Here is a 20,162-nt window from a genome sequence, read left to right as displayed (position 1 = left end):
AACTGTTAAGCCATGGAGGCTGAAATGCTGCAAATAAAACCCGCAACCCCGGAAGACGCCCAAGCGGCGTTCGACATTCGCCTGTTGGCCATTCGTAGCCAGTGCATCGGTGCGTATACGCGCGAGCAGATGATGTCCTGGACCCGTGGCAGCGCCGCTGACGGCTACAACGCGCTGATGGACAAAGCGTTTTACCTGGGGTGGGTGCAGGGCGAACCGGTCGTCACCGGGATGCTTGACCTGGAAAACAACGAAGTGGGAGCGCTATTTGTCCTGCCTGAATTCACCGGGCGTGGGTATGCCAAGGCCATGCTCGATCACCTGGAAAACCTGGCTCGGCAACTGGCGATTGACACGCTGGTGCTGGATGCGACGTTGAATGCCGCGAGCTTCTACCGGGCGCGCGGATACGTGGGGGATGAGCAGGCGGTTTACCATTCGCCGTCGGGGTTGGCGTTGGCGTGTATACCGATGACCAAGCGACTGGTGTGTTGAGCGAACGGTTTGTAGGAGCTGTCGAGCTTTAGCGAGGCTGCGAAGGCGGTTCTGTATGCCCCGAAAGCCTAGGATCTGTGTCTATCGACCGAGCCTTGCACTCGTTAGCCTTGCCCACGTTAACTGACGACCGAGCCTCCCCATGAACCTCACCGCCGTACCCTTTGGCACCACCGACTGGTCAACCCTCGACCCCGTCACCTACCCAGGCGAAACCGGCAGCGCCGTATGGCGCACCTGCCACTTCGGCACGACCCGCGTGCGCATGGTGGACTACACCCCCGGCTATCTGGCGGATCATTGGTGCAGGCGTGGCCATGTACTGTTGTGCCTGGAAGGCGAGTTGCACACGGAGTTGGAGGACGGCCGTCGATTCACACTGACGGCCGGGATGAGTTACCAGGTTGGCAACAACATGGAGGCGCACCGCTCTTTCACCGCCAGCGGCGCGAAGCTGTTTATTGTGGACTAGCGCTTAGTGCATCTTGCTGTGGTCCATCCCATCCAGGCCACGCGCCGGGGCGTGCACCTCCAGGGTCTGCTTTTCGCCCTTGGCGTTCTCCACGGTCAGGGTCAGCGGCACGTGGTCGCCTTCCTTGATCTGGCCGGTGAGGCCCATCAGCATCACGTGGTAGCCATTGGGGTCGAGGGTGACAGCCTTGCCGGCGGGCAGCGCCAGCGAGTCCACCGGGCCCATGTGCATCACGTCGTCCTTCATGCTCATCTCATGGATCTGCACGTCTTTGGCCACCGGCGAGGCAACGCTGAGCAGCTTGCTGTCGCTGTCGGCGGTGACGGTCATGAACGCGCCGCTCGACGGCTGGCCCGGCACGGTGGCGCGCACCCAGGCGTCGGTGACTTGCACCTGGGCACTGGCGTGTGCCGCGAGGGTCAGCAGGGTGAGGCCCAATGTCAGGCGCTTGAGGTGTTGAACGGCAGTCATTAGCAGACCTCCATGACGGTGAGCAGGTCTTCTGCGCACTCTTTAGCGGTAAGGGATGCCTGCAGGCCCAGGCGCAGGTTGCCACGGGTGTCGAAGACGAAACTGGTGGCGGTGTGGGACAGGGTGTAGGTGTCGCCGGCGGGGATCTTTTCATAAAAGATCCCGAATTCCTTGGCGGCCACGGCGATTTCTTCCGGGGTGCCGTAGAGCGCTTCGAAGCTGGGGTCGAAGGCCTTGACGTACTTGTCGAGGATCTCTGGGGTGTCGCGTTCGGGGTCGAGGGTGATGAACACCACTTGCATGATCTCACCGTCGCGGCCCATCAGCTTCTTGGCCTGGGCGGCGCGGGCCAGGGTGGTCGGGCACACGGCCGGGCACTGGGTGAAGCCGAAGAACACCACCGGCATCAGGCCACGGAACGAACTCAGGGTGACGGTCTCGCCGTCGGTGTTCTTGAGCTTGAAGGTACGGCCCATGATCTTGTCACTGAGGTCCTTGCCGTACTTGAAGTTCAGCTTGGGGCTGTAGTCACAGCCGCCCAGCAGGCTGCCCAGGCCCAACAGGCCCATGCCGGTCAGCACTTTGCGGCGGGTGAATAACGTACTCATCAACTGCGCATCCTGTGAATCGCCTGCATTGCTCTGGATCTACACATCAGGCTTTGAAAAGGAGTAAGGAGGAGGGCGCCAAGTCTACCAACCCCAGCCAGCCCGCGTAATGTGCGACGTTCTGCCACAGGGGCGCACCGTGCTTCATCTCGGTGCGCCTGTGGTGGTAGAGTCGCCGCCATGAAATTGCGCCCCTCCGACCGTTCGCTGATCGCCTGGACCCTGTACTTCTGCGTGCTGATGAACCTGTTCGTGTGCGGTTTGGGCCATGGGCAGATGATGGGCCTGGAGCTCAATGGCATTGGTGGGCAGTTCTGTTCGGTCGAAGGCAGCCAGCCGATTTCCGACAAAGGGTTGGGAAGCACGGCTTCCAGCAACATCTCGAACTACTTTGCCTGCCCGGTCTGCAACGCGTTGACCGTCGCGCTGGTATTCCTGATCGGTCTGGCCTGGCTGCTCGGCCTTGGGCAAACTCCGCGCCCGGCCCATGAGCGGCGCAACAAGGCGCCGCCACGCGACTCCTGGCCCTCGGCCAACCCCCGCGCATCCCCCGCATTCTGACGTGTGCCCTGGGCTGCCTGTGATCAGGCAGCGTTCTATCGTCACGACTGTGAGTGCGTTTCATGAATCACCTATTGCCTGCCGGCGCCAGCCGCCTGGTCAGCAAGGCGTCCCGGCGCCTGCGCATGGAGCCGGCGCTGCCCGACTACCCGAGCAATTCCCGTTGCTTCGTGCACCTCGATGCACGCCTGCTGCCCCATTGGCACACCTTGTTCGACATCTGCCCGGCGCTGCTCAAACTGGACCCGCCCGAGGGCCTGAACCTGTTTCGCAGCTTCATGACCTGGGCCTACCGCCACCGGCCCCCGCTGGACTGGACCTACCACCTGAACGTGTGCCGCTGGTTGCTGGCCTCGCCGTACCGCACGCAAATCGACGATGAACCCATCGAGGCGTTCATGGCCGCAGCGGCGGCCTGCTGGATCAATACCGATACCAGCGGGGCCCAGGGTGTGGTCGTGACCTGGCAAGGCGCGACGGTGTTCGATTGGAAGGATGCGCCCTCAGCCAGCGCCGAACACCAGGCGTTGCCCGGCACCGAATGGGACTTCGCCTGGTGCCCATTGAACGCCCGCGGCGAGTTCAGTCGCTGGCTGCCAGTGCCTTGAGATTGTTACGCAACTGGTAAAAGTGAATGACGGTTTTCATGGCTTTTTCCCACGCGGCCGAGCCTATACCGTGCGCGCTCCCGTTATATGCAGCACCACCCGCGCCACACAGAACAGGGCTGGGCTGCGACGGGATCGCCTCATTTACTTTACGGAGCCTTCATGAATCACAAGACTTGCCTGGCCCTCGCCGTTTCCCTGGGCGCCGCGCAGCAAGTTGCTGCGTCGGGTTTTATCGACGACAGCAAAGCCAGCCTCGATCTGCGCAACTTCTACTACAACCAGGACACCCGCAACGCCCGGGGCGCCTCGGACAAGGAATGGGGCCAGGCGTTCATGTTCAACTACAGGTCCGGCTTCACCGAGGGTACCGTCGGCTTCGGCCTGGATCTGCAGCAGATGCTCGGCCTGCGCCTGGATGCCTCCGGCCGCGCGGGCAAGGCCGGTGAGGACAACACCCCCGGCAGCGTCTTCCCGCTGGACGATGGCAAGGCCGCCCATGACTTCAGCAAGACCGGCGTCACCGGCAAGCTGCGCATCGCCCAGACCCAACTGAAAGTCGGCAACCTGCAACCCAAGTTGCCGGTACTGACCACCGAAGACGGCCGCCTGCTGCCCCAGACCTTCCGGGGTTACCAACTGGACTCCAAGGATTTCAAGGACGTCAGCCTGATCGCCGGCAAGCTTGAACAAGTGGTCGACCGTAACTCCAGCAACGGCCAGGGCCTGTCGATTGCCGGCGCCAACGACCCGATCAAGGGCAAGAGCAGCAACCAGTTCTACTATGGCGGCGTGGATTACACCGTCAGCAAGCAACTGCAATTGCAGTACTACTACGCCAACCTGGAGAACTTCTACCAGCAACACTTCCTCGGCCTGGTGCACAACTGGCAGTTGCCGGTGGGGCAATTCAAAAGCGACCTGCGCTACTTCTACAGCACCGCCGACGGCAAGAACGCCAGCGCGGCCGGGCGTGACGAGGGCTATGTCAGCGCCGGTTACTACGGGCCCGGCGTCAACACCGGCAAGGTCGACAACCGCCTGTGGAGCGCGCTGTTTACCTATGCCTTGAGCGGGCACTCGCTCAGCCTCGGTTACCAGAAGACCACCGGCGAAAGTGACTTCCCCCACATCAACCAGGGGCAAGGCCGCTCGCTCTACCTGATCACCAATTCGCAGTCGCTGAAATTTGTGAATGCCGGGGAACAAGCCACGGTCGGCAGCTATGCCTATGACTTCGCCAGCCTTGGCTTGCCGGGCCTGCGCTCCAGCGTGACGTATATCCACGGCAGCCATATCCGCACCAAAAGTCGCGACAACAGTGAGTGGGAACGCGACCTGCGCGTTGACTACGTGATCCCCACCGGCACCCTCAAGGGGCTGGGGTTTACCTGGCGCGGCGCGGTGCTGCGCGGCAACGACACGGCGGACAAGGACGAGACGCGCCTGATCGTCAGCTACAGCATCCCGCTGATGTAACGGCTTGACCGGCATCAAGGTGTGCCCGTCTCCAGCACGCGACACTGGAGGCCCGGCGCGACCTGCGAGGCCTCCATGCTCTACCTGTTGTTTCTCCTGGCCCATCTGTTCGCTGCGCTGATCTTTATCGGCACGGTGTTTTTCGAAGTGCTGATCCTGGCCCACCTGCATCGGCACTTGCCGTCGCGGGTGATGGTGCAGGTCGAACAAGGCGTCGGCCAGCGTGCCCGCAGGCTGATGCCGTGGGTGTTGCTGGTGCTGTTCGGCGCCGGTATCGGCATGGTCTGGCTGCGTTATCGGCCGCTGCTGGCCGCGCCACTGGCGACGTCATTCGGCACCTTGCTCAGCCTCAAACTGATACTCGCCACCAGCGTGCTGCTGCACTTTTTGCTGACGATGCTGCGCATGCGCCGTGGGCGTGTCAGTGCGCGGTATCTGCGCTTTATTCACCTGAGCCTGTTCGGGCATATGGTCGCGATTGTGCTGTTGGCCAAGGGCATGTTTTACCTCTCGTGGTAAAGCCCTTGATGCATATCAACGGGTGTCGTGTTGTCGCACCGGACAATGGCTCACCGCCCACGGACCCGGAGCCCCTCATGTGCAGCGTGATTTCCCTCGATGTGGTGCGTGCGCTACGCACCAGCCGCCAGTGGCAGCGCCCGCTGGCGTTGACCTTGCACTGGCCGCCCGGCCCGGCGAATGACGACTGCCGGCGCCGACTGATCCGGGAGATCGAATGGGTCGGCCGTCACCTTGACCATCGGCAACCCGTGGAGCATTTCCAGTGGCGCGGGGCGGCGGCGATTGCCGAGGTACAGGCCCTGATGCACGCCCTGCATGCGCGCTTCAATTTCTTCGAGCAAGACCGTGGCGACTACGCCATCGACCTCGACCCCCGGCACACTGATTGGGCGAGCGTGGGTTTGCTGCGTGAGCTGGGTTTCAACCACGTCTGCATCAGCGTGCCGGATGCCCGTGCCGCGGCCGAGCCCGCCCAGGCGTGCTACCGCAACCCGGCACCGATCCAGTCGTTGATCGATGCGGCACGCACCTTTGATTTCCGCTCGGTGAGTGTCGACCTGGGCTACGGCGCCGCCTGGCAGACCCTGGCCAGTTTCGACGCCAAGCTGGCCAGCCTGATCGCCCTGGAGCCGGACCGCCTGCAAGTGTTCGACTACGCTGATCCCCCTCGGCGCTATCGCGCGCAACCCACCCAGGCCCATAGCGGTGCGATGCGTCAACTGAGCTTCGAACGCCTGGCGGCGGCGGGTTACCACTACATCGGCCAGGGTCAGTTTGCCCGGGGCGACGACGATTTCACCCAGGCCCAGGAGCGCGGCAAACTGCGCCGAACCGGCGAAGGGTTCACCGTGCATGGTGACTGCGACCATATCAGCCTGGGCGACACACTCCTGTGGTGAGAGACCGGGCCTGTATTGAGCGGGCTTGCCCGCGCTGGGTGGCGAAGCCGCCCCAAACCAGGCACCGCGGTCTTTCTGATACACCGCGGTGTCTGGGTTTGGGGCGGCTTCGCCACCCAGCGCGGGGTAGTTCGGTGCTTCAGTGCGACGTACCTTCGGCAAACTCGATCTTGTTACCCACGTTGTACTTGCCCGACGGCTTGTTCATCGGCAGGCGCTTGATCTCCTCAAGCGTCTGGCTGTCGTACACGATCAGCGCGCCGTCGGTGGCCCAGATGCTCAGCAGCACGTAACGCCCGTCGCGGGTGAATTCCACATGGGCGGCGGTCTTGCCCGGCACCGGGCGCAGGGTATGGGCGATCTCCAGGGTCTGTTTGTCGATCAAGTGGATGGCATCGTTGTCCGGCCCGAAAAACACATCGCTCCATACATAGCGCGAGTTGACATGGCTGCGCATGAAGAAGCCCGGGCCGAGGGTGGGGATCTGCTTGATCGGCTTCCAGGTGGCGGGGTCGAGCACGCTGATTTGTCCCTGGCTGATATTCGGTGTGGCGAACACCCACTGGCCATTGCGCCGCCAATAGGTGCCCGAGCCCAGGTGAGGCATGCCGGCCAGTGGAATATCGGTGACCACGTCTCCCGAATCGAGGTCGATCACCTGGCCGCCACCGGCCTTGCGTGACGTGGCGAGCAACTGGCGGTAATCGGGGGTGAACGAGAAGTCATCCAGTACGTCGCGGGCCGCGATGCGCCGGGGTTCGAAGCTGGGTTGTGGGGCGGCATAGGACAGCTCCCAAACCTCGTTCACATCCTTGAGCGCCACCACAAAACTGTCACGCGGCGGTGCGGTGTACACGGCGCTGACCCGCGACCCGGTCGGCAGCAGCTTGACCAGCGACAGGTCACGCGCATCGAGCACCACCAGGTTGCCCGGCAGGTAGTTGCCCACCAGCACCCAGCGCCCGTCCTTGCTCACTGCCAGGTTGCGCGTGTTGAGTCCGGCGCGGATCTCGGCGATCAGCTTGAGGTTGTGCAGGTCATACAGGCTGATCCAGCCGTCCCGCGAGGCGAAGTACACGAAGCGTCCGTCCGGCGAGAACTTGGGCCCGCCGTGTACGGCAAAGTGGCTGGCAAAACGGTCCAGCACAGTGAAGCGATCGCCGTCGAGGATGTTGATGTGATGGTCGCCGGACTCCACCACCACAAACAGGTTGAGCGGGTCGGCGTGGTGTTGCGCGGTGGTTGGCAACTGCGTCAGGTCGGCCAGCAAGCGGTGGCTGTCGCGGATGTCCTGCACGCTCCAGGTTGCCGGTGTGGCGGGCGGTTGTTGCAGGAAGTCCGCCAGCCCGTCGATCTGCGCTGCGCTCAATTGGGCCCCGAAGGCGGCCATCTGGCTGGCGGGACGGCCTTGCGTGATGACCTTGCGCACCTCGTCCGGCTTGATCCGCCCTAGGCTTTCGGGGAGTAACGCCGGGCCGCTGGCGCCGATGCGATTGAGGCCGTGGCAGCTCTCGCAATACTGGTGGTAGTCCTCGGCCGGCGTACCGTGGGCGCCGCCGGCCCATAGCAATGGCAGCAACCACAGGCGCTTCACGACGCCACCGGGACGCGGGGCGCCGACAGGCTCGCGGGGTAGTGCAGGGCGGCGTCGGCAAACAGGTTCACCACCGCACCGATCACCGTCAGGGTCGGCACGCCGGGTTCGCAGTCGGCCGCCAGGGTCGGCAACTGGCGCAAGGTGCCACGGGCCACGTGCTGGTCGGCCCGCGCGCCATTGCTGATCAACGCTGCCGGGGTATCGCCCGGTAAACCGGCGGCCACCAGGTGTTCGGCGATCAGCGCCAGGTTCGACAGGCCCATGTAGAACACCAGGGTCTGGCTCGGCTCGGCGAGGCTGGCCCACGGCAGTTTCAAGGCGCCGTCGCGCTGCAAGTGCCCGGTGACGAAGCGGCAGGAGTTGACCAGGTCGCGGTGGGTCAATGGGATGCCCGCGTAGGCGCTGCACCCGGACGCGGCGGTAATGCCTGGCACCACCTGGCACGGGATGTCGCGCGCGAGCAGGTATTCCAGCTCCTCGGCGCCGCGCCCGAAGATAAACGGGTCGCCGCCCTTGAGGCGGACCACGCGCTGACCCTGTTCGGCCAACTCGGCGAGCAGGGCGTTGAGTTGATCCTGGGGCAGGCTGTGGTAACCGCTGGCCTTGCCCACGTAATGGCGGGCGCAAGTCAGGGGGATCAGGCTCAGCAGCTCGGCGCTGATCAGGCGGTCGAACACCACTGCGTCGGCCTGCATCAACAGGCTCCAGGCGCGCAGGGTCAACAGGCGCGGGTCGCCGGGGCCGGCGCCCACCAGCGCGACTTCGCCGGGGTGGAAGGGGCTGTGCAGGCTCGCGGGTATGGCAGTCGGAAGGTGCATGGGACGTCCTCTGTTCATCATCAGGCAGGCGCCCCCGGTTGTGTCACCGGGTGGCGCACGGGATCAGGCTGGGTGACTGCCGGGCGATCTCGGCATCGCTGAGATAGCACCCGGGGTCCGGGCCCCACAGGTCGCCATCGGCCCAGGCGCGGGTGCGCGTATTGCCGTTGCAGATTGGCAGCCAGCGGCAGTCGGTGCAGCGCCCGCCGATCTGGCGCGGGTGCTCGCGCAGGCGCAACAGCAACGGGTCGGGCTGCTCCAGCCAGAGGTGGCGAAAGGTGCGGTTGCGCACATTGCCCACCGAGTGCTGCCACCAGTAGGTGTCCGGGTGCACTTCGCCGGTGTTGTCGATATTCGCGATGCCGCTGCCCGACGCATTGCCGCCCCAGCCGTGCAGCAGGTGTTCCAGTTGCGGGTAATGCTCGGGCAGGTGGCGGTGCACCCATTGCAGCAACAGGATGGCGTCGGCGTCGTTGTTGCCGCTGACAAAGTCGCTGGCCACGCCGTGTTCGATGTCGTGCCAGGCCTGCTGGAAAATCAGCGTCATGGCGTCGCGGCTCATCTGGCGGTGTGCGTCCAGCTGGCGGCTGCGCTTGCCGCGCCCGCTGTAGTTGAGGTGCGACAGATAGAATTTCTGCACATCGTATTCACGCATCAGCTCCAGCAACTGCGGGAGTTGCGCGTGGTTGGCCTGGGTCAGCGTGGTGCGCAGGCCCACGCGAATCCCGGCCTCGCGGCACAGGCGAATGGCGTGCAGCGAACGCTGGAAACTGCCTTGCAGCTGGCGGAATGCGTCGTGGGTCGCTTCGAGGCCGTCGATGCTGATGCCCACATAGTCGTAGCGGGCATCGGCGATCTGCTGGATGTTCTGCTCGTCGATCAGCGTGCCGTTGGTGGACAGTGCAACGAAAAAACCTTTGTCCCGCGCATAGGCGCTGAGCTGGAACAGATCCTCGCGCAGCAGGGGCTCGCCGCCGGACAGGATCAACACGCGCACCCCGGCGGCGTGCAGGTCGTCGATCACCCGCAGTGCCGTGGCAGTGTCCAGCTCATCGCGAAATACGCTGTCGGCGCTGGTGGCGTAGCAGTGCTTGCAGGTGAGGTTGCAGCGCCGCAACAGGTTCCAGATCACCACCGGCGGGCGGTCGCTGCCTGGGGTAGAAGCGCGGGGCGGCGGGCATTGGCCGGCCAAGGTGCGCAGGTACTGACTGATTCGCAGCATGGGGCATTCCTTGTCAGTGCGAGGGGCTCAGGCGCAGGCCGGTTTTTTTCAGGATGCGGCTGCTTACCAGCATCTCGTCGGCACGGCAGGCATCGCCCAGCAGGTAGCGCAGGTGATCGCGGTAGCTGTCGATTTCTTCGCGGCTGCGCCCATGCACCATGGCGAACAGGTTGTACGGCCAATCCGGGCGGCGCGGGCGACGGTAGCAATGGCTGACGAAGGGCTGCGCGCCGAGCAGTTCGCCCAGGCGTGGCATCTGCGTGTCGACGACGTCCCACACGGTCATGCCGTTGTGCCGATAGCCGAGGCGGTAATGGTTGGGCACGGCGGCGATGCGGCGGATCGCGCCTTCGGCTTGCAGGCGCTTGAGCAGATCCAGGGTCGATTCGACGCTGATGCCCAATTGCTCGGCGAGCCATGCCCAGGGGTCTTCCACCAGCGGCAGGCCGCTTTGGGTCAGGGTGACCAGGCGCAGGGCCAGGGCGTTGTCAGACCGGGAAATACAGACCGACATGGTAGGTGTGCTCCTTCGGCAGGTTGAGCACCGTCAGCCCCGTCAGGGCTTCGATGCGGGACAGGGTCGCGGCCAGCTCCGTCGCGCTGGCGCAGGCCAGCACGAACCACATGTTCCACTGGTGTTCGCGGCGGTAGTTGTGGGCCACTTGCACCAGCGCGTTGAGTTGCGCGGCCACCGTCTCGAATCGCGCCTCGGGTACCGCCAGGGCGGCGAGGGTGAAGGCGCCGCCGAACTGCTCGATGTCGAACATCGGGCCGAAGCGCGTGAGCACGCCGTCCTCGAGCAGATCATGCAGGCGGTCGAGCACCTCGCAGGGCCGGCTCTGCAGCTCCTCGGCGACGTGTTGCCATGGCTGGCGCACCAGCGGCAGGCCCCGTTGCAGGCGGTTGATCAGGCGGCGGTCGAAGTCATCCATGGGCCCACACCTGCGACGGTGGCGGCGCAAAACGCCCGCCGCATTGTTTGTAGGCGCGGGTGCTGAACAGCAGGTGGTGGGGCAGGTCACTCAGTTGTTGCTGCTCCAGCACCGCCTGGATATGCGCCGCGACCTCTTCGCGCTCGCGGCCGTGCACCATGCAGAACAGGTTGTAGCGCCACAGCGGCAGGCGGCGCGGGCGTTGGTAGCACAGGTTGATACGCGGTGCGCGGCCCAGGCGGGCACCGATTTCATCCACCAGCGCGTCCGGGACATCGAGCACCAGCATGGCATTGGCGACAAAGCCCAGGGCACGGTGGTTGAGTACCAGGCCAACACGGCGGAACAGGCCTTGCTCCTGCCATTGCTGCATCTGTTGCAGCACCTGATCGTGATGGGCGCCGATGCGTTCGGCGAGGGCATCGTAGGGCCGTGGCACCACTGGCAAACCCCGTTCCAGGCATTGGCGCAGGTCGAGCATTTGTTCGTGGTTCAGGGGCGTGATCACGGGTGCGCTCCCAGGGAGAACCCGAGGTCGATGCGGTAGGCAGTGAGCATCGGCAAATCCAGGGGGCGCAGGCCGGTGTCTTTCTCCAGCTCGTCGAGGATCTGTTCCAAGTGCTGGCGGTGCGGCCCGGTGAGCACGAACCACAGGTTGTAATGGTGCTCGCGTGCGTAGTTGTGATTGACCTCCGGGTACTGGCTGACCCGATGGGCCACCTGTTCCAGCCGCTCAAGCGGCACCGCCAGGGCGGCCAGCGTGCTGGCGCCGGCGCGGGTGTGTTCGAACACCGGGCCGATGCGCGACAGCGCGCCGGCCAGTTCCAGGCGTTGCAGGCAGGCCATCACCTCGGCTTCGCGACAGCCCAGCACCTGGGCCATTTCCCGGTAGGGTTCGGCGCACAGCGGCATGCCGTGCTGGTAGCGTTCGATCAATTGCTGGCTGAGCAGGTCAAGGTCCATCTCAATACCCCATTTTTTGCGCACGGCTGCTGAAGAAAATTCCGCTGGGGCTCAAGGCCGGCAAGGTCTTGAGCAAGGTTAGGCGATACGGGTCCCAGACCTGCACCTGCTCACCGTCACGCACCGACAACCACAGTTGCTCGCCACGCCCGGTGAACTCCATGTGCAGCACACCGGGACCGGGGCGCAGGTCGGCAACGATCTGGTGGGTTTGGCTGTCAAGTACCTGCACGCGGTCGTTGTCCGGGTAGGCGAAGTTGACCCACAGCTGGCGCCCGTCCGGCCGCGCCGTCACGAAGATCGGCTGGCCGGCCACGGCGATGGCGGCGGTCTGCTGCCAGTTGCGTGCGTCCATCACCAGCACCTGGTGGCGACCCACGGCAGGCACGAAGGCCTGGTTGTCGGCCACGGCCCAGCCTTCGAGGTGGGGCATCTTGTACACCGGCAATTTGGCCTGGCCACGGCCGTAGTCGGCGAGCACGCGCTTGACGCCTTGTTCCGGGTGCCACAGGTCGAGTTGGGCCATGCCGTCCTCGCCGAACAGCCCGGCCATGTAGTAGCGGCCGTCGGCGGTGATCAGCGCGTCGTAGGGTTGCTCACCGATGTCTTTGAAGCGGCGGATGGTGGGCGCGGTGCCATGACTGAAATCCGCGCTCCAGATCTCGCCCGTGTCGAACAGGCTGAATACGAAGCGCTGGCCGGGCGCATCCACCAGGCCCACGACCCGTGAGCGCTTGCCGTCGGGCAACGGGGTGGCGGGGATGTCGGCGACCAGGGCCAGGGTCGCGGCGTCGAACACCTTGACCCCGCCGGGCTGGTAGTTGGACACGGCAATCAGGCGCCCATCCTGGCTGATCGCACCGCCGATGCTGTTGCCGCCCTGGAGGATGCGTTTGTCGATGCGCTGGCCCAGCAAGTCAACCTTGGTCAGCCCGCCGTCGCGGCCAAAGATGTAGGCATAGCGCTGGTCGCGGGAGAACACCACCGAGGCGTGGGACAGGTCGCCCAGGCCGTCGATGCGCGCCAGGGCGGTGATGCCGCTGGTTTCAATGATTTGCACACTGGCGCTGGCGCGTTCGATCACCAGGCCCAGGTCACCGCTGCCGCGCACTGCGGGCTGGGTGCAGGCGCCAAGCAACAGGCACAGGGACAAGCTCAACGGACGGATCATGGCGCGAGGCTTCCTCTCAAGAGACGGTCGACCAGCCAGGCGATTTCACTGGCGTTGAGCAGCGGCGCCCAACCGGGCATGGCGCGGGTAGGGCGGCCGTAGGCCACGGTGGCGATCAGGCTGTCGCGGCTTTTACCGGCCAAGGCCTGGGGCGTCAGCGGCGGGCCGAGGCCGCCAGTGAGGTACAGGCCGTGGCACGCGCCGCAGTCCTGGGTCAGCAGGTGTTCCAGGCGGCGTGCATCCACGGCAGCGCCGACGGGCAGGGGAATGAGTAGCAGCAGCGCCATGGCCGCACCGATCATCGAAACTTGCATGGCGCGCTCCTCGGGTTATTTCAAGGTCAGGATCCAGGTGGCCAACGTCTTCGCTTCGTCATCCGTCACCTGGTTCGGCGGCATCGGGATCGGCCCCCAGTTGCCCTGGGTGCCGTTCTTGATGTGGCTGGCAAGGGTGGTGGCCGCGTCTTTTACCGCCGCGTTCTTGGCGGCCACGTCCTTGAGCGCCGGCCCGACGACTTTGCTGTCGATGCTGTGGCACGCCGCGCACGGTTTGCTCTTGAACAGCGCCGGGCCGTCCTGGGCGAGGGCCGGTTGCAGGCCGGTAAACGCGGTGCTGGCGAGCAGTGCGAGGAGCATATTTTTCATGGCAGATTCCCTTGTTGATCAGGCTCAATAAATGTCGTGTTGGGTGTTGAACACGTTGAACTTGCCGGTGGGTGTGATCAGGCGCTTGTCCTTGATCACGTGTTTGAGCTTCAAGGTCTTGTCGTCGATCACCACCAGCGCCGATTCCTCGGTCTGGCCGTTCCACACCGAGAACCACACCTCGTCACCGGCCTTGTTGTATTCCGGTTGCACCACGCGCAACGCGCCTTGCTTGATCCCCGAGTACTCGGCAATCGGCAGCACGCTGTAGCCTTTGTCGAGGTTGTTGATGTCGAACACGGCGACCGACTGGCTCAGCTTGGCGTCGGGGTTGAGGGTGGTGTCGACATACAGGTGGTGGGAGTTGGGGTGGGTCTTGATAAACAGCGAACCACCACCCTGGCCGCTGAGCGATGCCACTTGTTTCCAGGCGTATTGCGCGTGCTTGACCGGGTCGGTGCCGATCACCGAAATCCCGCCGTCGCCCAAGTGACTGGTGGCCCACACCGGGCCGTATTGCGGGTGCACGAAGTTGGCGCCACGCCCGGGGTGTGGGGTCTTGCCGACGTCGACCAGGGCGGTGAGGGTGCGCTGCTTGGAGTCGATCACCGCGACCTTGTTCGAGTTGTTGGCCGCCGTGAGGAAGTAGCGGTGGGTACTGTCCCAACCGCCGTCATGCAGGAACGGCGCGGCGTCGATGGTGGTGATGGTGAGGTTCTTGATGTCCTGGTAATTGACCAGCATGACCTTGCCGGTTTCCTTGACGTTGACGATGAACTCCGGCCATTCGTGGGACGCAATGATTGCCGCCACCCGCGGTTCGGGGTGGTACTCCTGCTTGTCGACGGTCATGCCACGGGTCGAGACGATCTGCTTGGGCTCCAGGGTTTCGCCGTCCATGATGGTGAACTGCGGCGGCCAGTAGGAGCCGGCGATGGTGTACTTGTCCTCGAAACCCTTGAACTTGGAGGTCTCCACCGAACGCGCTTCGATGCCCACTTTGATCTCGGCGACCTTGGTCGGCTCGGCGGGCCACAGGTCGATCATGTCGATCTTGGCGTCGCGGCCGATCACCAGCAGGTAGCGGCCCGAGGCGGAGATGCGTGAGATGTGCACGGCGTAGCCGGTGTCGATCAGCTTGACGATCTGCTTGGTGTCGCCGTCGATCAGGGCGATCTTGCCGTCGTCGCGCAGGGTTACGGAGAACAGGTTTTCCAGGTTGAGTTTATTCAGCTGGTGCTTGGGCCGGTCTTCAGGTTTGACCAGGACTTTCCAGGTCTTGAGCGTCTCGGCCATGCCCCATTCCGGCGGGGTGGGCGCGGTGTGCTGGATAAAGCTGGCCATGCTGCTGATCTGCGCCTTGGTCAGCGCATTGGAGGTGCCCCAGTTCGGCATGCCGGCGGGGGAGCCGTAGGTGATCAACGCTTCGAGGTAGGCCTGGCCACGGGACTGGGTGATGTCTGGGGTCAGCGGTTTGCCAGTGGCGCCCTTGCGCAGCACACCGTGGCAACCGGCGCAGCGTTCGAAGTAAATCTGCTTGGAGGTGTCGAAGTCGGCCTGGCTCATGTCCGGCGCGCCGGCGGTTTTCACCACGGCAGGCATGACCGCGCCATGGGCGTTCAAGGGCAGGGCGAGGGCCAGTGCGCAGCTCAGGCTGGCGAGGCTCAAGGTGAAGGTGGTTCTGTTGCGAGTCAGCATTCCATTTACTCCTCAGGCGAGACCTTTGCGGTGCCGCGCAACGGGGTGCGGGCGCAGGTTCTTAGTGCCTGGCCAGACTATGGCGAGGTGTTGGAATGCTCGCTTGACGGCGATCAAGTTTGCTTTGGGTAGCGCTTGCCAGGTTGTCGCAGGCGCCCTTAGCGTGGCCGCAAATCAGCTGTGGACCTGTGTCATGAGCGAACCTTTCTACCAACCCGTCGACAATGAATGCCTGCTGTTCGAACATGCCTGGCGCCACCGCATGCCGGTGCTGATCAAAGGCCCGACCGGCTGCGGCAAAACCCGCTTTGTGCAGCACATGGCGCACCGCTTGCAGTTGCCGCTGTACACCGTGGCCTGTCACGACGATCTCAGCGCCGCCGACCTGGTCGGCCGCCACCTGATCGGTGCCCAAGGCACCTGGTGGCAGGACGGCCCGCTGACCCGTGCGGTGCGCGAAGGTGGCATCTGCTACCTCGATGAAGTGGTCGAGGCGCGCCAGGACACCACTGTGGTCCTGCACCCGGTGGCCGACGACCGCCGCGAGCTGTACCTGGAACGCACCGGCGAAGTGGTCAAGGCGCCGCCGTCGTTCATGCTGGTGGTGTCGTACAACCCCGGCTACCAGAACCTGCTCAAGGGTATGAAACCCAGCACCCGCCAGCGTTTCGTGGCGATGCGCTTCGACTATCCGGCGCCAGCCGATGAAGCGCGTATCGTCGCCCAGGAGGCCCAGGTGGACAGTGCGCTGGCCGCCGAAGTGGTGCGCCTGGGCCAGGCGTTGCGGCGTCTCGATCAACACGACTTGGAGGAAGTCGCCTCCACGCGCCTGCTGATCTTCACCGCCCGCCTCATCGCCGCCGGCATGCCACCGCGTGAAGCCTGCCTGGCCTGCCTGGCCCAGGCCTTGAGCGACGACCCGCATACCGTCGCGGCGCTGATGGACGTGGTGGACGTGCACTTTGCTTGAATCACGGCGCCTGCCGGGCGACTTGGCGATGTGGTTTTTCATCCTCGCCGAGTTGACGGTGTTTGCGATTTTGATCCTGACGTTTGCCGTGACGCAGCGCCTTGAACCCGAAGTGTTTGCCCTGGGCCGCAGCCAGCTGGACAGCTCCACCGGGCTGGCGATGACCGTGAGCCTGCTGACCGCCGGATTGTGCGCCGCGCTGGGGTTGCAGCAAGTGCGTGGGCAGCCATCGCGGCGCGGTGCCGGGTGGTTTTGTGCGGCGTTGTTGGCAGCGTTGATTTACGTGGGCATCAAGCTGGAGGAATACGCCCACCTGGCGGGGGTTGGGCTGGGCTTGGAATACAGCCGGTTTTTCACTTTGTACTGGGTATTGACGGGGTTTCATTTCCTGCATGTGCTGCTGGGCATGGTGATCCTCGGGTGGCTGGCGGTGGGATGCTGGCGGGGAAGGGTGGCGATAAGCGGGGTGGAGTCGGGCGTGTTGTATTGGCACATGGTCGACCTGGTGTGGGTGGTGTTGTTTCCGGTGGTGTATGTGATGGGGTGAAGGATCGATGAGCACGTCGCAGGGGTTGCTGGTGTGTTGGGCGGTGTTGGTGTCGCTGAGTGCCGGGACGGTGCTCACGGGCGCTGCAGGCGTGTGGTGGGCGGTGCTGCTGTTGGCGGTCTCGAAGGCGTGGCTGATTGCGGACGGGTTCATGGAATTGCGGCATGCGCCCTGGGGGTGGCGGCTGATGCTGTTGGGATGGGCCGTGGTGCTGGCGCTGCTTGTCGGCGCGATCTGCTGAGCGCGCCTTTGTAGTGAGCGGGCTTGCCCGCGCTGGGTGGCGAAGCCGCCCCAAACAGTCCGCGGTGGTGTTTCAGGAGGACCGAGGTGCCTGGATCTGGGGCGGCTTCGCCACCCAGCGCGGGGCAAGCCCGCTCACTACAGCGACCAGTGGCAGGTTGTGGTAGGCAATTACCTGGTCATTTGTAGTTCATTTCCGAAACATGAGTTACGCCCCAGACGCTGTCTTACTCCTTCTGCGGTGCTTTCTTATAGTCGTGCGCCACAGTCTTGGAGGTGCATGCGATGCAAGGACCCTACGCATTTATCAATGAACGACCGCAATCCTACCCATTGCTCAAACTCAGTTTGGCGCTTGATCCGCATAGCCAGGCAAAATTCGAGACTCTCAACCAACGTCTCCGCAATACCGTGGTGCTGCCTGGGCAACGGGTGATCATCGGAGATAGTCGCACGGCGTCGTGCACCACTGAAGCAGCCAAGCTTATGTCGAGGGTGGAAAGCTGGTGTTTGGGGTGGCTGGGGCGGCTCGTATGGGCTACCTGGGCGCATCGACAGCGGTAATCGCTTGTGCTGTGGTGTTCGGTATACCTACAGCGGGTACTGGAGCTCTGGCTTGTGCAATTGTCGGAGGTACGGCCGGTGGGCTATTAGGAGGTACACAGGGCAATAAGCTTGGAGAGCACGTGGGCACTTATCTCTATGAAAACTCCCGAAGTGAACGATGAGTCTTGAGTTCATAGGCATGGGCGCAGGAGTGGTCATGATACTTAGCCTTCCTCTGCTCTATTACAGTATGTTCACCAAGCTTGAAGCAGCAGAAGGTTACTTGCCTCACAGCGTATTCATAGTTTCCTGCAAGCACTTGTTTCGCAGCTTGCCTCTCGATGGGAAGCCTTTGCGGTTGAATCTGATGGCGTATGTGTTGGTGATGCCTAAAGTGTTCTACTGGCGAAGGCTCGTGGATCTTGATGAAGTTGCAAGCGTGCCGGGGCAATTGAAACGCTGGATCATCATCCCGTGTGCCATCACTCACCTCGCTGCGCTGACCATGACAGCAGCAGGATTGATGTTGACTTAAATGTGGGAGGGCCTGGCACCTCGGTCTCCCTGAAACACTGCAGCTAACCGTTTGGGGCGGCTTCGCCACCCGGCGCGGGGCAAGCTCGCTCACTACAAGCGCGTCAGTAGCAGGTTTATGGGGTGACTGAGTGTGGGAGGGCCAAGCTCCTCCACAATCCGCACTTCTTGATCGCCATCAATCACTTTTCACACCCCGCCTTCCTATCATGGCCCCCGCCAAGCCATGAGGAAGACGACCATGTCAGAGACCTTCACCAAGGGCATGGCCAGGAATATCTACTTCGGAGGAAGCGTGTTCTTCTTCCTGATTTTCCTGGCCCTGACCTACCACACCGAACAGACCTTTCCGACTCGCAGCAACGTCGACCAGCTCACCGAAGCGGTGGTGCGCGGCAAGGGCGTGTGGGAGCGCAACAACTGCGTCGGCTGCCACACCCTGTTGGGCGAGGGCGCGTACTTTGCGCCGGAGTTGGGCAATGTGTTCCAGCGCCGGGGCGGTGAAGAAGGGTTCAAGCCGTTCCTGCACGCCTGGATGAAGATGCAACCCCTGGGCGTGCCCGGGCGCCGGGCCATGCCGCAATTCAATCTCAGTGACCAGGAGGTGGGTGATCTGGCCGAGTTCCTCAAATGGAGCTCGAAGATCGACACCAATAACTGGCCACCGAACAAGGAGGGCTGAGCCATGCGCAGCGTCAATCCCTATCTGAAATTCCAATCCCAGGCCGTGGCCAAACCCTACTTTGTGTTTGCCCTGATGCTGTTTGTCGGCCAGGTGCTGTTCGGCCTGATCATGGGCCTGCAATACGTGGTGGGTGACTTCCTGTTCCCGCTGATTCCGTTCAACGTGGCACGGATGGTTCACACCAACCTGTTGATCGTATGGCTGCTGTTCGGCTTCATGGGCGCCGCCTATTACCTGGTGCCCGAGGAGGCGGACCGCGAGCTGCACAGTCCGAAACTGGCGATCCTGTTGTTCTGGGTGTTTGCCGTGGCCGGGGTGTTGACCATCCTTGGCTACCTGTTGGTGCCCTACGCGGCGCTGGCCAAGCTGACCCACAACGAACTGCTGCCAACCATGGGCCGTGAGTTCCTGGAGCAACCGACCATCACCAAGATGGGCATCGTCGTGGTATGCCTGGGCTTTCTCTACAACATCGGCATGACCCTGCTCAAGGGCCGCAAGACCACGGTCAGCATGGTGATGATGACCGGGCTGATCGGCCTGGCGGTGTTCTTCCTGTTCTCCTTCTACAACCCCGGCAACCTGGCGCGGGACAAGTTCTACTGGTGGTGGGTGGTGCACCTGTGGGTTGAAGGCGTGTGGGAATTGATCATGGGCTCGATGCTCGCGTTCGTGCTGATCAAGGTCACCGGCGTCGACCGTGAGGTGGTGGAAAAATGGCTGTACGTGATCATCGCCATGGCCTTGATCACCGGGATCATCGGCACCGGGCACCACTTCTTCTGGATCGGCGCGCCGCAGGTGTGGTTGTGGGTCGGTTCGATCTTCTCGGCACTGGAACCGCTGCCGTTCCTGGCGATGGTGATGTTCGCCTTCACCATGGTCAAACGCCGTCGGCGCCAGCACCCCAACCGTGCCGCAACGTTATGGGCCAAGGGCACCACGGTGACAGCGTTCTTCGGCGCCGGGGTCTGGGGGTTCCTGCACACCTTGGCCCCGGTCAACTTCTACACCCACGGCACCCAGCTCACCGCGGCCCACGGTCACCTGGCGTTCTTCGGCGCCTACGCCATGATCGTGATGACCCTGATCAGCTACGCCATGCCGCGCCTGCGTGGCCTCGGCGAAGCGCCGGATGCCCGCTCGCAGACCATCGAGGTCTGGGGCTTCTGGCTGATGGTGCTGTCGATGGTGATGATCACCCTGTTCCTCACCGCCGCCGGCGCCGTACAGGTGTGGCTGCAACGCTGGCCAGTGGACGGCGTGGCGCTGCCGTTCATGGCCACCACCGAACATCTGCACGGGTTGTTCTGGGCGCGGTTGGCCAGCGGCGTGGTGTTCCTGCTCGGACTGCTCTGCTACCTGTACAGCTTCCGGCAACGCCGCGCGGTGGCCGGTGAACCGGTGCCGATTGTGCATTGATCGTTAATCCCCAAGAGGGCGGCCCGGCTGATTCAGCGGGCCGTTTTACGTTTGGAGC

At 63.7% G+C, this 20,162-nt stretch carries 26 protein-coding genes; 13 read left to right on the top strand and 13 right to left on the bottom strand.

Features of this window, described 5'->3' with window-relative positions:
* Positions 1-24: 24 nt before the first annotated feature.
* Entirely contained in the window at positions 25-495 is a 471-nt protein-coding gene (locus PSH81_RS15590) for a GNAT family N-acetyltransferase (RefSeq protein WP_226457513.1), read from the top strand.
* A 142-nt stretch (positions 496-637) separates the two neighbouring features.
* The gene (locus PSH81_RS15585; protein ID WP_226457514.1) at positions 638-967 is read left to right on the top strand and encodes a DHCW motif cupin fold protein; all 330 of its coding nucleotides are present in this window, start codon (positions 638-640) and stop codon (positions 965-967) included.
* A gap of 3 nt (positions 968-970) precedes the next feature.
* Here the strand turns inward: PSH81_RS15585 and PSH81_RS15580 are convergent, their stop codons facing one another.
* Together PSH81_RS15580 and PSH81_RS15575 are read right to left on the bottom strand one after the other, a co-directional pair.
* The gene (locus tag PSH81_RS15580) at positions 971-1,438 is read right to left on the bottom strand and encodes a copper chaperone PCu(A)C (protein WP_192300777.1); all 468 of its coding nucleotides are present in this window, start codon (positions 1,436-1,438) and stop codon (positions 971-973) included.
* The gene (locus PSH81_RS15575; protein WP_016976099.1) at positions 1,438-2,046 is read right to left on the bottom strand and encodes an SCO family protein; all 609 of its coding nucleotides are present in this window, start codon (positions 2,044-2,046) and stop codon (positions 1,438-1,440) included. The genes PSH81_RS15580 and PSH81_RS15575 overlap by 1 nt, the downstream gene beginning before the upstream one ends.
* A 180-nt stretch (positions 2,047-2,226) precedes the next feature.
* Between PSH81_RS15575 and PSH81_RS15570 the strand changes: the two genes are divergently transcribed.
* From PSH81_RS15570 to PSH81_RS15550, 5 genes are all read left to right on the top strand, one after another.
* Positions 2,227-2,607 carry a DUF2946 domain-containing protein gene (locus tag PSH81_RS15570; protein ID WP_192300776.1) on the top strand — a complete coding sequence of 127 codons (381 nt, stop codon included), beginning with the start codon at positions 2,227-2,229 and terminating at the stop codon, positions 2,605-2,607.
* A 62-nt stretch (positions 2,608-2,669) separates the two neighbouring features.
* On the top strand, positions 2,670-3,215 hold the full coding sequence (locus PSH81_RS15565) for a putative natural product biosynthesis protein (RefSeq protein ID WP_192300775.1): 546 nt from the start codon (positions 2,670-2,672) through the stop codon (positions 3,213-3,215).
* Positions 3,216-3,377: 162 nt separating this feature from the next.
* The gene (locus PSH81_RS15560) at positions 3,378-4,694 is read left to right on the top strand and encodes an OprD family porin (RefSeq protein ID WP_192300774.1); all 1,317 of its coding nucleotides are present in this window, start codon (positions 3,378-3,380) and stop codon (positions 4,692-4,694) included.
* A 75-nt stretch (positions 4,695-4,769) separates the two neighbouring features.
* Positions 4,770-5,213 (top strand): CopD family copper resistance protein, encoded by a 444-nt coding sequence (locus tag PSH81_RS15555; RefSeq protein WP_305391015.1) that lies wholly within the window; start codon positions 4,770-4,772, stop codon positions 5,211-5,213.
* A gap of 77 nt (positions 5,214-5,290) precedes the next feature.
* The gene (locus PSH81_RS15550) at positions 5,291-6,115 is read left to right on the top strand and encodes a hypothetical protein (RefSeq protein WP_305391014.1); all 825 of its coding nucleotides are present in this window, start codon (positions 5,291-5,293) and stop codon (positions 6,113-6,115) included.
* A gap of 139 nt (positions 6,116-6,254) precedes the next feature.
* Here the strand turns inward: PSH81_RS15550 and PSH81_RS15545 are convergent, their stop codons facing one another.
* The 11 genes from PSH81_RS15545 to nirS are packed head-to-tail and all read right to left on the bottom strand — an operon-like array spanning position 6,255 to position 15,064.
* Positions 6,255-7,709 carry a nitrite reductase gene (locus tag PSH81_RS15545; RefSeq protein WP_305391013.1) on the bottom strand — a complete coding sequence of 485 codons (1,455 nt, stop codon included), beginning with the start codon at positions 7,707-7,709 and terminating at the stop codon, positions 6,255-6,257.
* Complete coding sequence (gene cobA, locus PSH81_RS15540) at positions 7,706-8,530, bottom strand: uroporphyrinogen-III C-methyltransferase (protein WP_192300771.1); 825 nt, start codon at positions 8,528-8,530, stop codon at positions 7,706-7,708. Before cobA ends, PSH81_RS15545 begins: the two co-directional genes overlap by 4 nt.
* Before the next feature lie 43 nt (positions 8,531-8,573).
* The gene (nirJ, locus tag PSH81_RS15535; protein WP_305391012.1) at positions 8,574-9,752 is read right to left on the bottom strand and encodes a heme d1 biosynthesis radical SAM protein NirJ; all 1,179 of its coding nucleotides are present in this window, start codon (positions 9,750-9,752) and stop codon (positions 8,574-8,576) included.
* A 13-nt stretch (positions 9,753-9,765) separates the two neighbouring features.
* Complete coding sequence (locus tag PSH81_RS15530; protein WP_226457518.1) at positions 9,766-10,266, bottom strand: nitrite reductase; 501 nt, start codon at positions 10,264-10,266, stop codon at positions 9,766-9,768.
* Complete coding sequence (locus PSH81_RS15525) at positions 10,241-10,684, bottom strand: Lrp/AsnC family transcriptional regulator (RefSeq protein WP_305391011.1); 444 nt, start codon at positions 10,682-10,684, stop codon at positions 10,241-10,243. The genes PSH81_RS15530 and PSH81_RS15525 overlap by 26 nt, the downstream gene beginning before the upstream one ends.
* Entirely contained in the window at positions 10,677-11,165 is a 489-nt protein-coding gene (locus PSH81_RS15520; protein WP_225595712.1) for an AsnC family protein, read from the bottom strand. Before PSH81_RS15520 ends, PSH81_RS15525 begins: the two co-directional genes overlap by 8 nt.
* Positions 11,166-11,188: 23 nt before the next feature.
* Positions 11,189-11,647, bottom strand: coding sequence for an Lrp/AsnC family transcriptional regulator (locus PSH81_RS15515; protein ID WP_192300766.1), 459 nt, complete (start codon positions 11,645-11,647; stop codon positions 11,189-11,191).
* A 1-nt stretch (position 11,648) separates the two neighbouring features.
* Positions 11,649-12,818, bottom strand: coding sequence for a cytochrome D1 domain-containing protein (locus PSH81_RS15510; protein WP_192300765.1), 1,170 nt, complete (start codon positions 12,816-12,818; stop codon positions 11,649-11,651).
* Positions 12,815-13,132 (bottom strand): cytochrome c, encoded by a 318-nt coding sequence (locus PSH81_RS15505; protein WP_192300764.1) that lies wholly within the window; start codon positions 13,130-13,132, stop codon positions 12,815-12,817. Before PSH81_RS15505 ends, PSH81_RS15510 begins: the two co-directional genes overlap by 4 nt.
* Positions 13,133-13,147: 15 nt before the next feature.
* Entirely contained in the window at positions 13,148-13,462 is a 315-nt protein-coding gene (locus PSH81_RS15500) for a c-type cytochrome (RefSeq protein ID WP_226457522.1), read from the bottom strand.
* Positions 13,463-13,486: 24 nt separating this feature from the next.
* Positions 13,487-15,064 carry a nitrite reductase gene (nirS, locus tag PSH81_RS15495; protein ID WP_226457533.1) on the bottom strand — a complete coding sequence of 526 codons (1,578 nt, stop codon included), beginning with the start codon at positions 15,062-15,064 and terminating at the stop codon, positions 13,487-13,489.
* A gap of 289 nt (positions 15,065-15,353) precedes the next feature.
* On the opposite strand from nirS, the gene PSH81_RS15490 reads away from it, so the two are divergent.
* From PSH81_RS15490 to PSH81_RS15465, 6 genes are all read left to right on the top strand, one after another.
* The gene (locus PSH81_RS15490; protein ID WP_192300761.1) at positions 15,354-16,130 is read left to right on the top strand and encodes a CbbQ/NirQ/NorQ/GpvN family protein; all 777 of its coding nucleotides are present in this window, start codon (positions 15,354-15,356) and stop codon (positions 16,128-16,130) included.
* A 28-nt stretch (positions 16,131-16,158) separates the two neighbouring features.
* Positions 16,159-16,677 (top strand): cytochrome c oxidase subunit 3, encoded by a 519-nt coding sequence (locus PSH81_RS15485; protein ID WP_192300804.1) that lies wholly within the window; start codon positions 16,159-16,161, stop codon positions 16,675-16,677.
* Positions 16,678-16,684: 7 nt separating this feature from the next.
* Complete coding sequence (locus tag PSH81_RS15480) at positions 16,685-16,918, top strand: cytochrome C oxidase subunit IV family protein (protein WP_305391010.1); 234 nt, start codon at positions 16,685-16,687, stop codon at positions 16,916-16,918.
* 723 nt (positions 16,919-17,641) lie between these two features.
* The gene (locus PSH81_RS15475) at positions 17,642-17,998 is read left to right on the top strand and encodes a hypothetical protein (RefSeq protein WP_305391009.1); all 357 of its coding nucleotides are present in this window, start codon (positions 17,642-17,644) and stop codon (positions 17,996-17,998) included.
* Positions 17,999-18,238: 240 nt separating this feature from the next.
* A complete protein-coding gene (locus tag PSH81_RS15470; RefSeq protein WP_192300757.1) occupies positions 18,239-18,679 on the top strand; it encodes a cytochrome c in 441 nt (146 codons plus the stop codon).
* 3 nt (positions 18,680-18,682) lie between these two features.
* Positions 18,683-20,104, top strand: a complete 1,422-nt coding sequence (locus tag PSH81_RS15465) for a cbb3-type cytochrome c oxidase subunit I (protein WP_226457525.1) — start codon at positions 18,683-18,685, stop codon at positions 20,102-20,104.
* Positions 20,105-20,162 lie beyond the last annotated feature (58 nt).

The organism is Pseudomonas sp. FP2335, from assembly GCF_030687535.1.
Taxonomy (GTDB): domain Bacteria; phylum Pseudomonadota; class Gammaproteobacteria; order Pseudomonadales; family Pseudomonadaceae; genus Aquipseudomonas.
Note: the sequence above shows the minus strand (reverse complement) of the source record. Positions and strands in the feature narration are given on the sequence as shown.

Excerpts from the sequence above, each read along its gene's own strand:
- PSH81_RS15590 (WP_226457513.1), top strand. The coding sequence starts at position 25 with ATGCTGCAAATAAAACCCGCAACCCCGGAAGACGCCCAAGCGGCGTTC.
- PSH81_RS15585 (WP_226457514.1), top strand. The coding sequence starts at position 638 with ATGAACCTCACCGCCGTACCCTTTGGCACCACCGACTGGTCAACCCTC.
- PSH81_RS15580 (WP_192300777.1), bottom strand. The coding sequence starts at position 1,438 with ATGACTGCCGTTCAACACCTCAAGCGCCTGACATTGGGCCTCACCCTG.
- PSH81_RS15575 (WP_016976099.1), bottom strand. The coding sequence starts at position 2,046 with ATGAGTACGTTATTCACCCGCCGCAAAGTGCTGACCGGCATGGGCCTG.
- PSH81_RS15570 (WP_192300776.1), top strand. The coding sequence starts at position 2,227 with ATGAAATTGCGCCCCTCCGACCGTTCGCTGATCGCCTGGACCCTGTAC.
- PSH81_RS15565 (WP_192300775.1), top strand. The coding sequence starts at position 2,670 with ATGAATCACCTATTGCCTGCCGGCGCCAGCCGCCTGGTCAGCAAGGCG.
- PSH81_RS15560 (WP_192300774.1), top strand. The coding sequence starts at position 3,378 with ATGAATCACAAGACTTGCCTGGCCCTCGCCGTTTCCCTGGGCGCCGCG.
- PSH81_RS15555 (WP_305391015.1), top strand. The coding sequence starts at position 4,770 with ATGCTCTACCTGTTGTTTCTCCTGGCCCATCTGTTCGCTGCGCTGATC.
- PSH81_RS15550 (WP_305391014.1), top strand. The coding sequence starts at position 5,291 with ATGTGCAGCGTGATTTCCCTCGATGTGGTGCGTGCGCTACGCACCAGC.
- cobA (WP_192300771.1), bottom strand. The coding sequence starts at position 8,530 with ATGCACCTTCCGACTGCCATACCCGCGAGCCTGCACAGCCCCTTCCAC.
- nirJ (WP_305391012.1), bottom strand. The coding sequence starts at position 9,752 with ATGCTGCGAATCAGTCAGTACCTGCGCACCTTGGCCGGCCAATGCCCG.
- PSH81_RS15530 (WP_226457518.1), bottom strand. The coding sequence starts at position 10,266 with ATGTCGGTCTGTATTTCCCGGTCTGACAACGCCCTGGCCCTGCGCCTG.
- PSH81_RS15525 (WP_305391011.1), bottom strand. The coding sequence starts at position 10,684 with ATGGATGACTTCGACCGCCGCCTGATCAACCGCCTGCAACGGGGCCTG.
- PSH81_RS15520 (WP_225595712.1), bottom strand. The coding sequence starts at position 11,165 with ATGCTCGACCTGCGCCAATGCCTGGAACGGGGTTTGCCAGTGGTGCCA.
- PSH81_RS15515 (WP_192300766.1), bottom strand. The coding sequence starts at position 11,647 with ATGGACCTTGACCTGCTCAGCCAGCAATTGATCGAACGCTACCAGCAC.
- PSH81_RS15510 (WP_192300765.1), bottom strand. The coding sequence starts at position 12,818 with ATGATCCGTCCGTTGAGCTTGTCCCTGTGCCTGTTGCTTGGCGCCTGC.
- PSH81_RS15505 (WP_192300764.1), bottom strand. The coding sequence starts at position 13,132 with ATGCAAGTTTCGATGATCGGTGCGGCCATGGCGCTGCTGCTACTCATT.
- PSH81_RS15500 (WP_226457522.1), bottom strand. The coding sequence starts at position 13,462 with ATGAAAAATATGCTCCTCGCACTGCTCGCCAGCACCGCGTTTACCGGC.
- nirS (WP_226457533.1), bottom strand. The coding sequence starts at position 15,064 with ATGCCTGCCGTGGTGAAAACCGCCGGCGCGCCGGACATGAGCCAGGCC.
- PSH81_RS15490 (WP_192300761.1), top strand. The coding sequence starts at position 15,354 with ATGAGCGAACCTTTCTACCAACCCGTCGACAATGAATGCCTGCTGTTC.
- PSH81_RS15485 (WP_192300804.1), top strand. The coding sequence starts at position 16,159 with ATGTGGTTTTTCATCCTCGCCGAGTTGACGGTGTTTGCGATTTTGATC.
- PSH81_RS15480 (WP_305391010.1), top strand. The coding sequence starts at position 16,685 with ATGAGCACGTCGCAGGGGTTGCTGGTGTGTTGGGCGGTGTTGGTGTCG.
- PSH81_RS15475 (WP_305391009.1), top strand. The coding sequence starts at position 17,642 with ATGAGTCTTGAGTTCATAGGCATGGGCGCAGGAGTGGTCATGATACTT.
- PSH81_RS15470 (WP_192300757.1), top strand. The coding sequence starts at position 18,239 with ATGTCAGAGACCTTCACCAAGGGCATGGCCAGGAATATCTACTTCGGA.
- PSH81_RS15465 (WP_226457525.1), top strand. The coding sequence starts at position 18,683 with ATGCGCAGCGTCAATCCCTATCTGAAATTCCAATCCCAGGCCGTGGCC.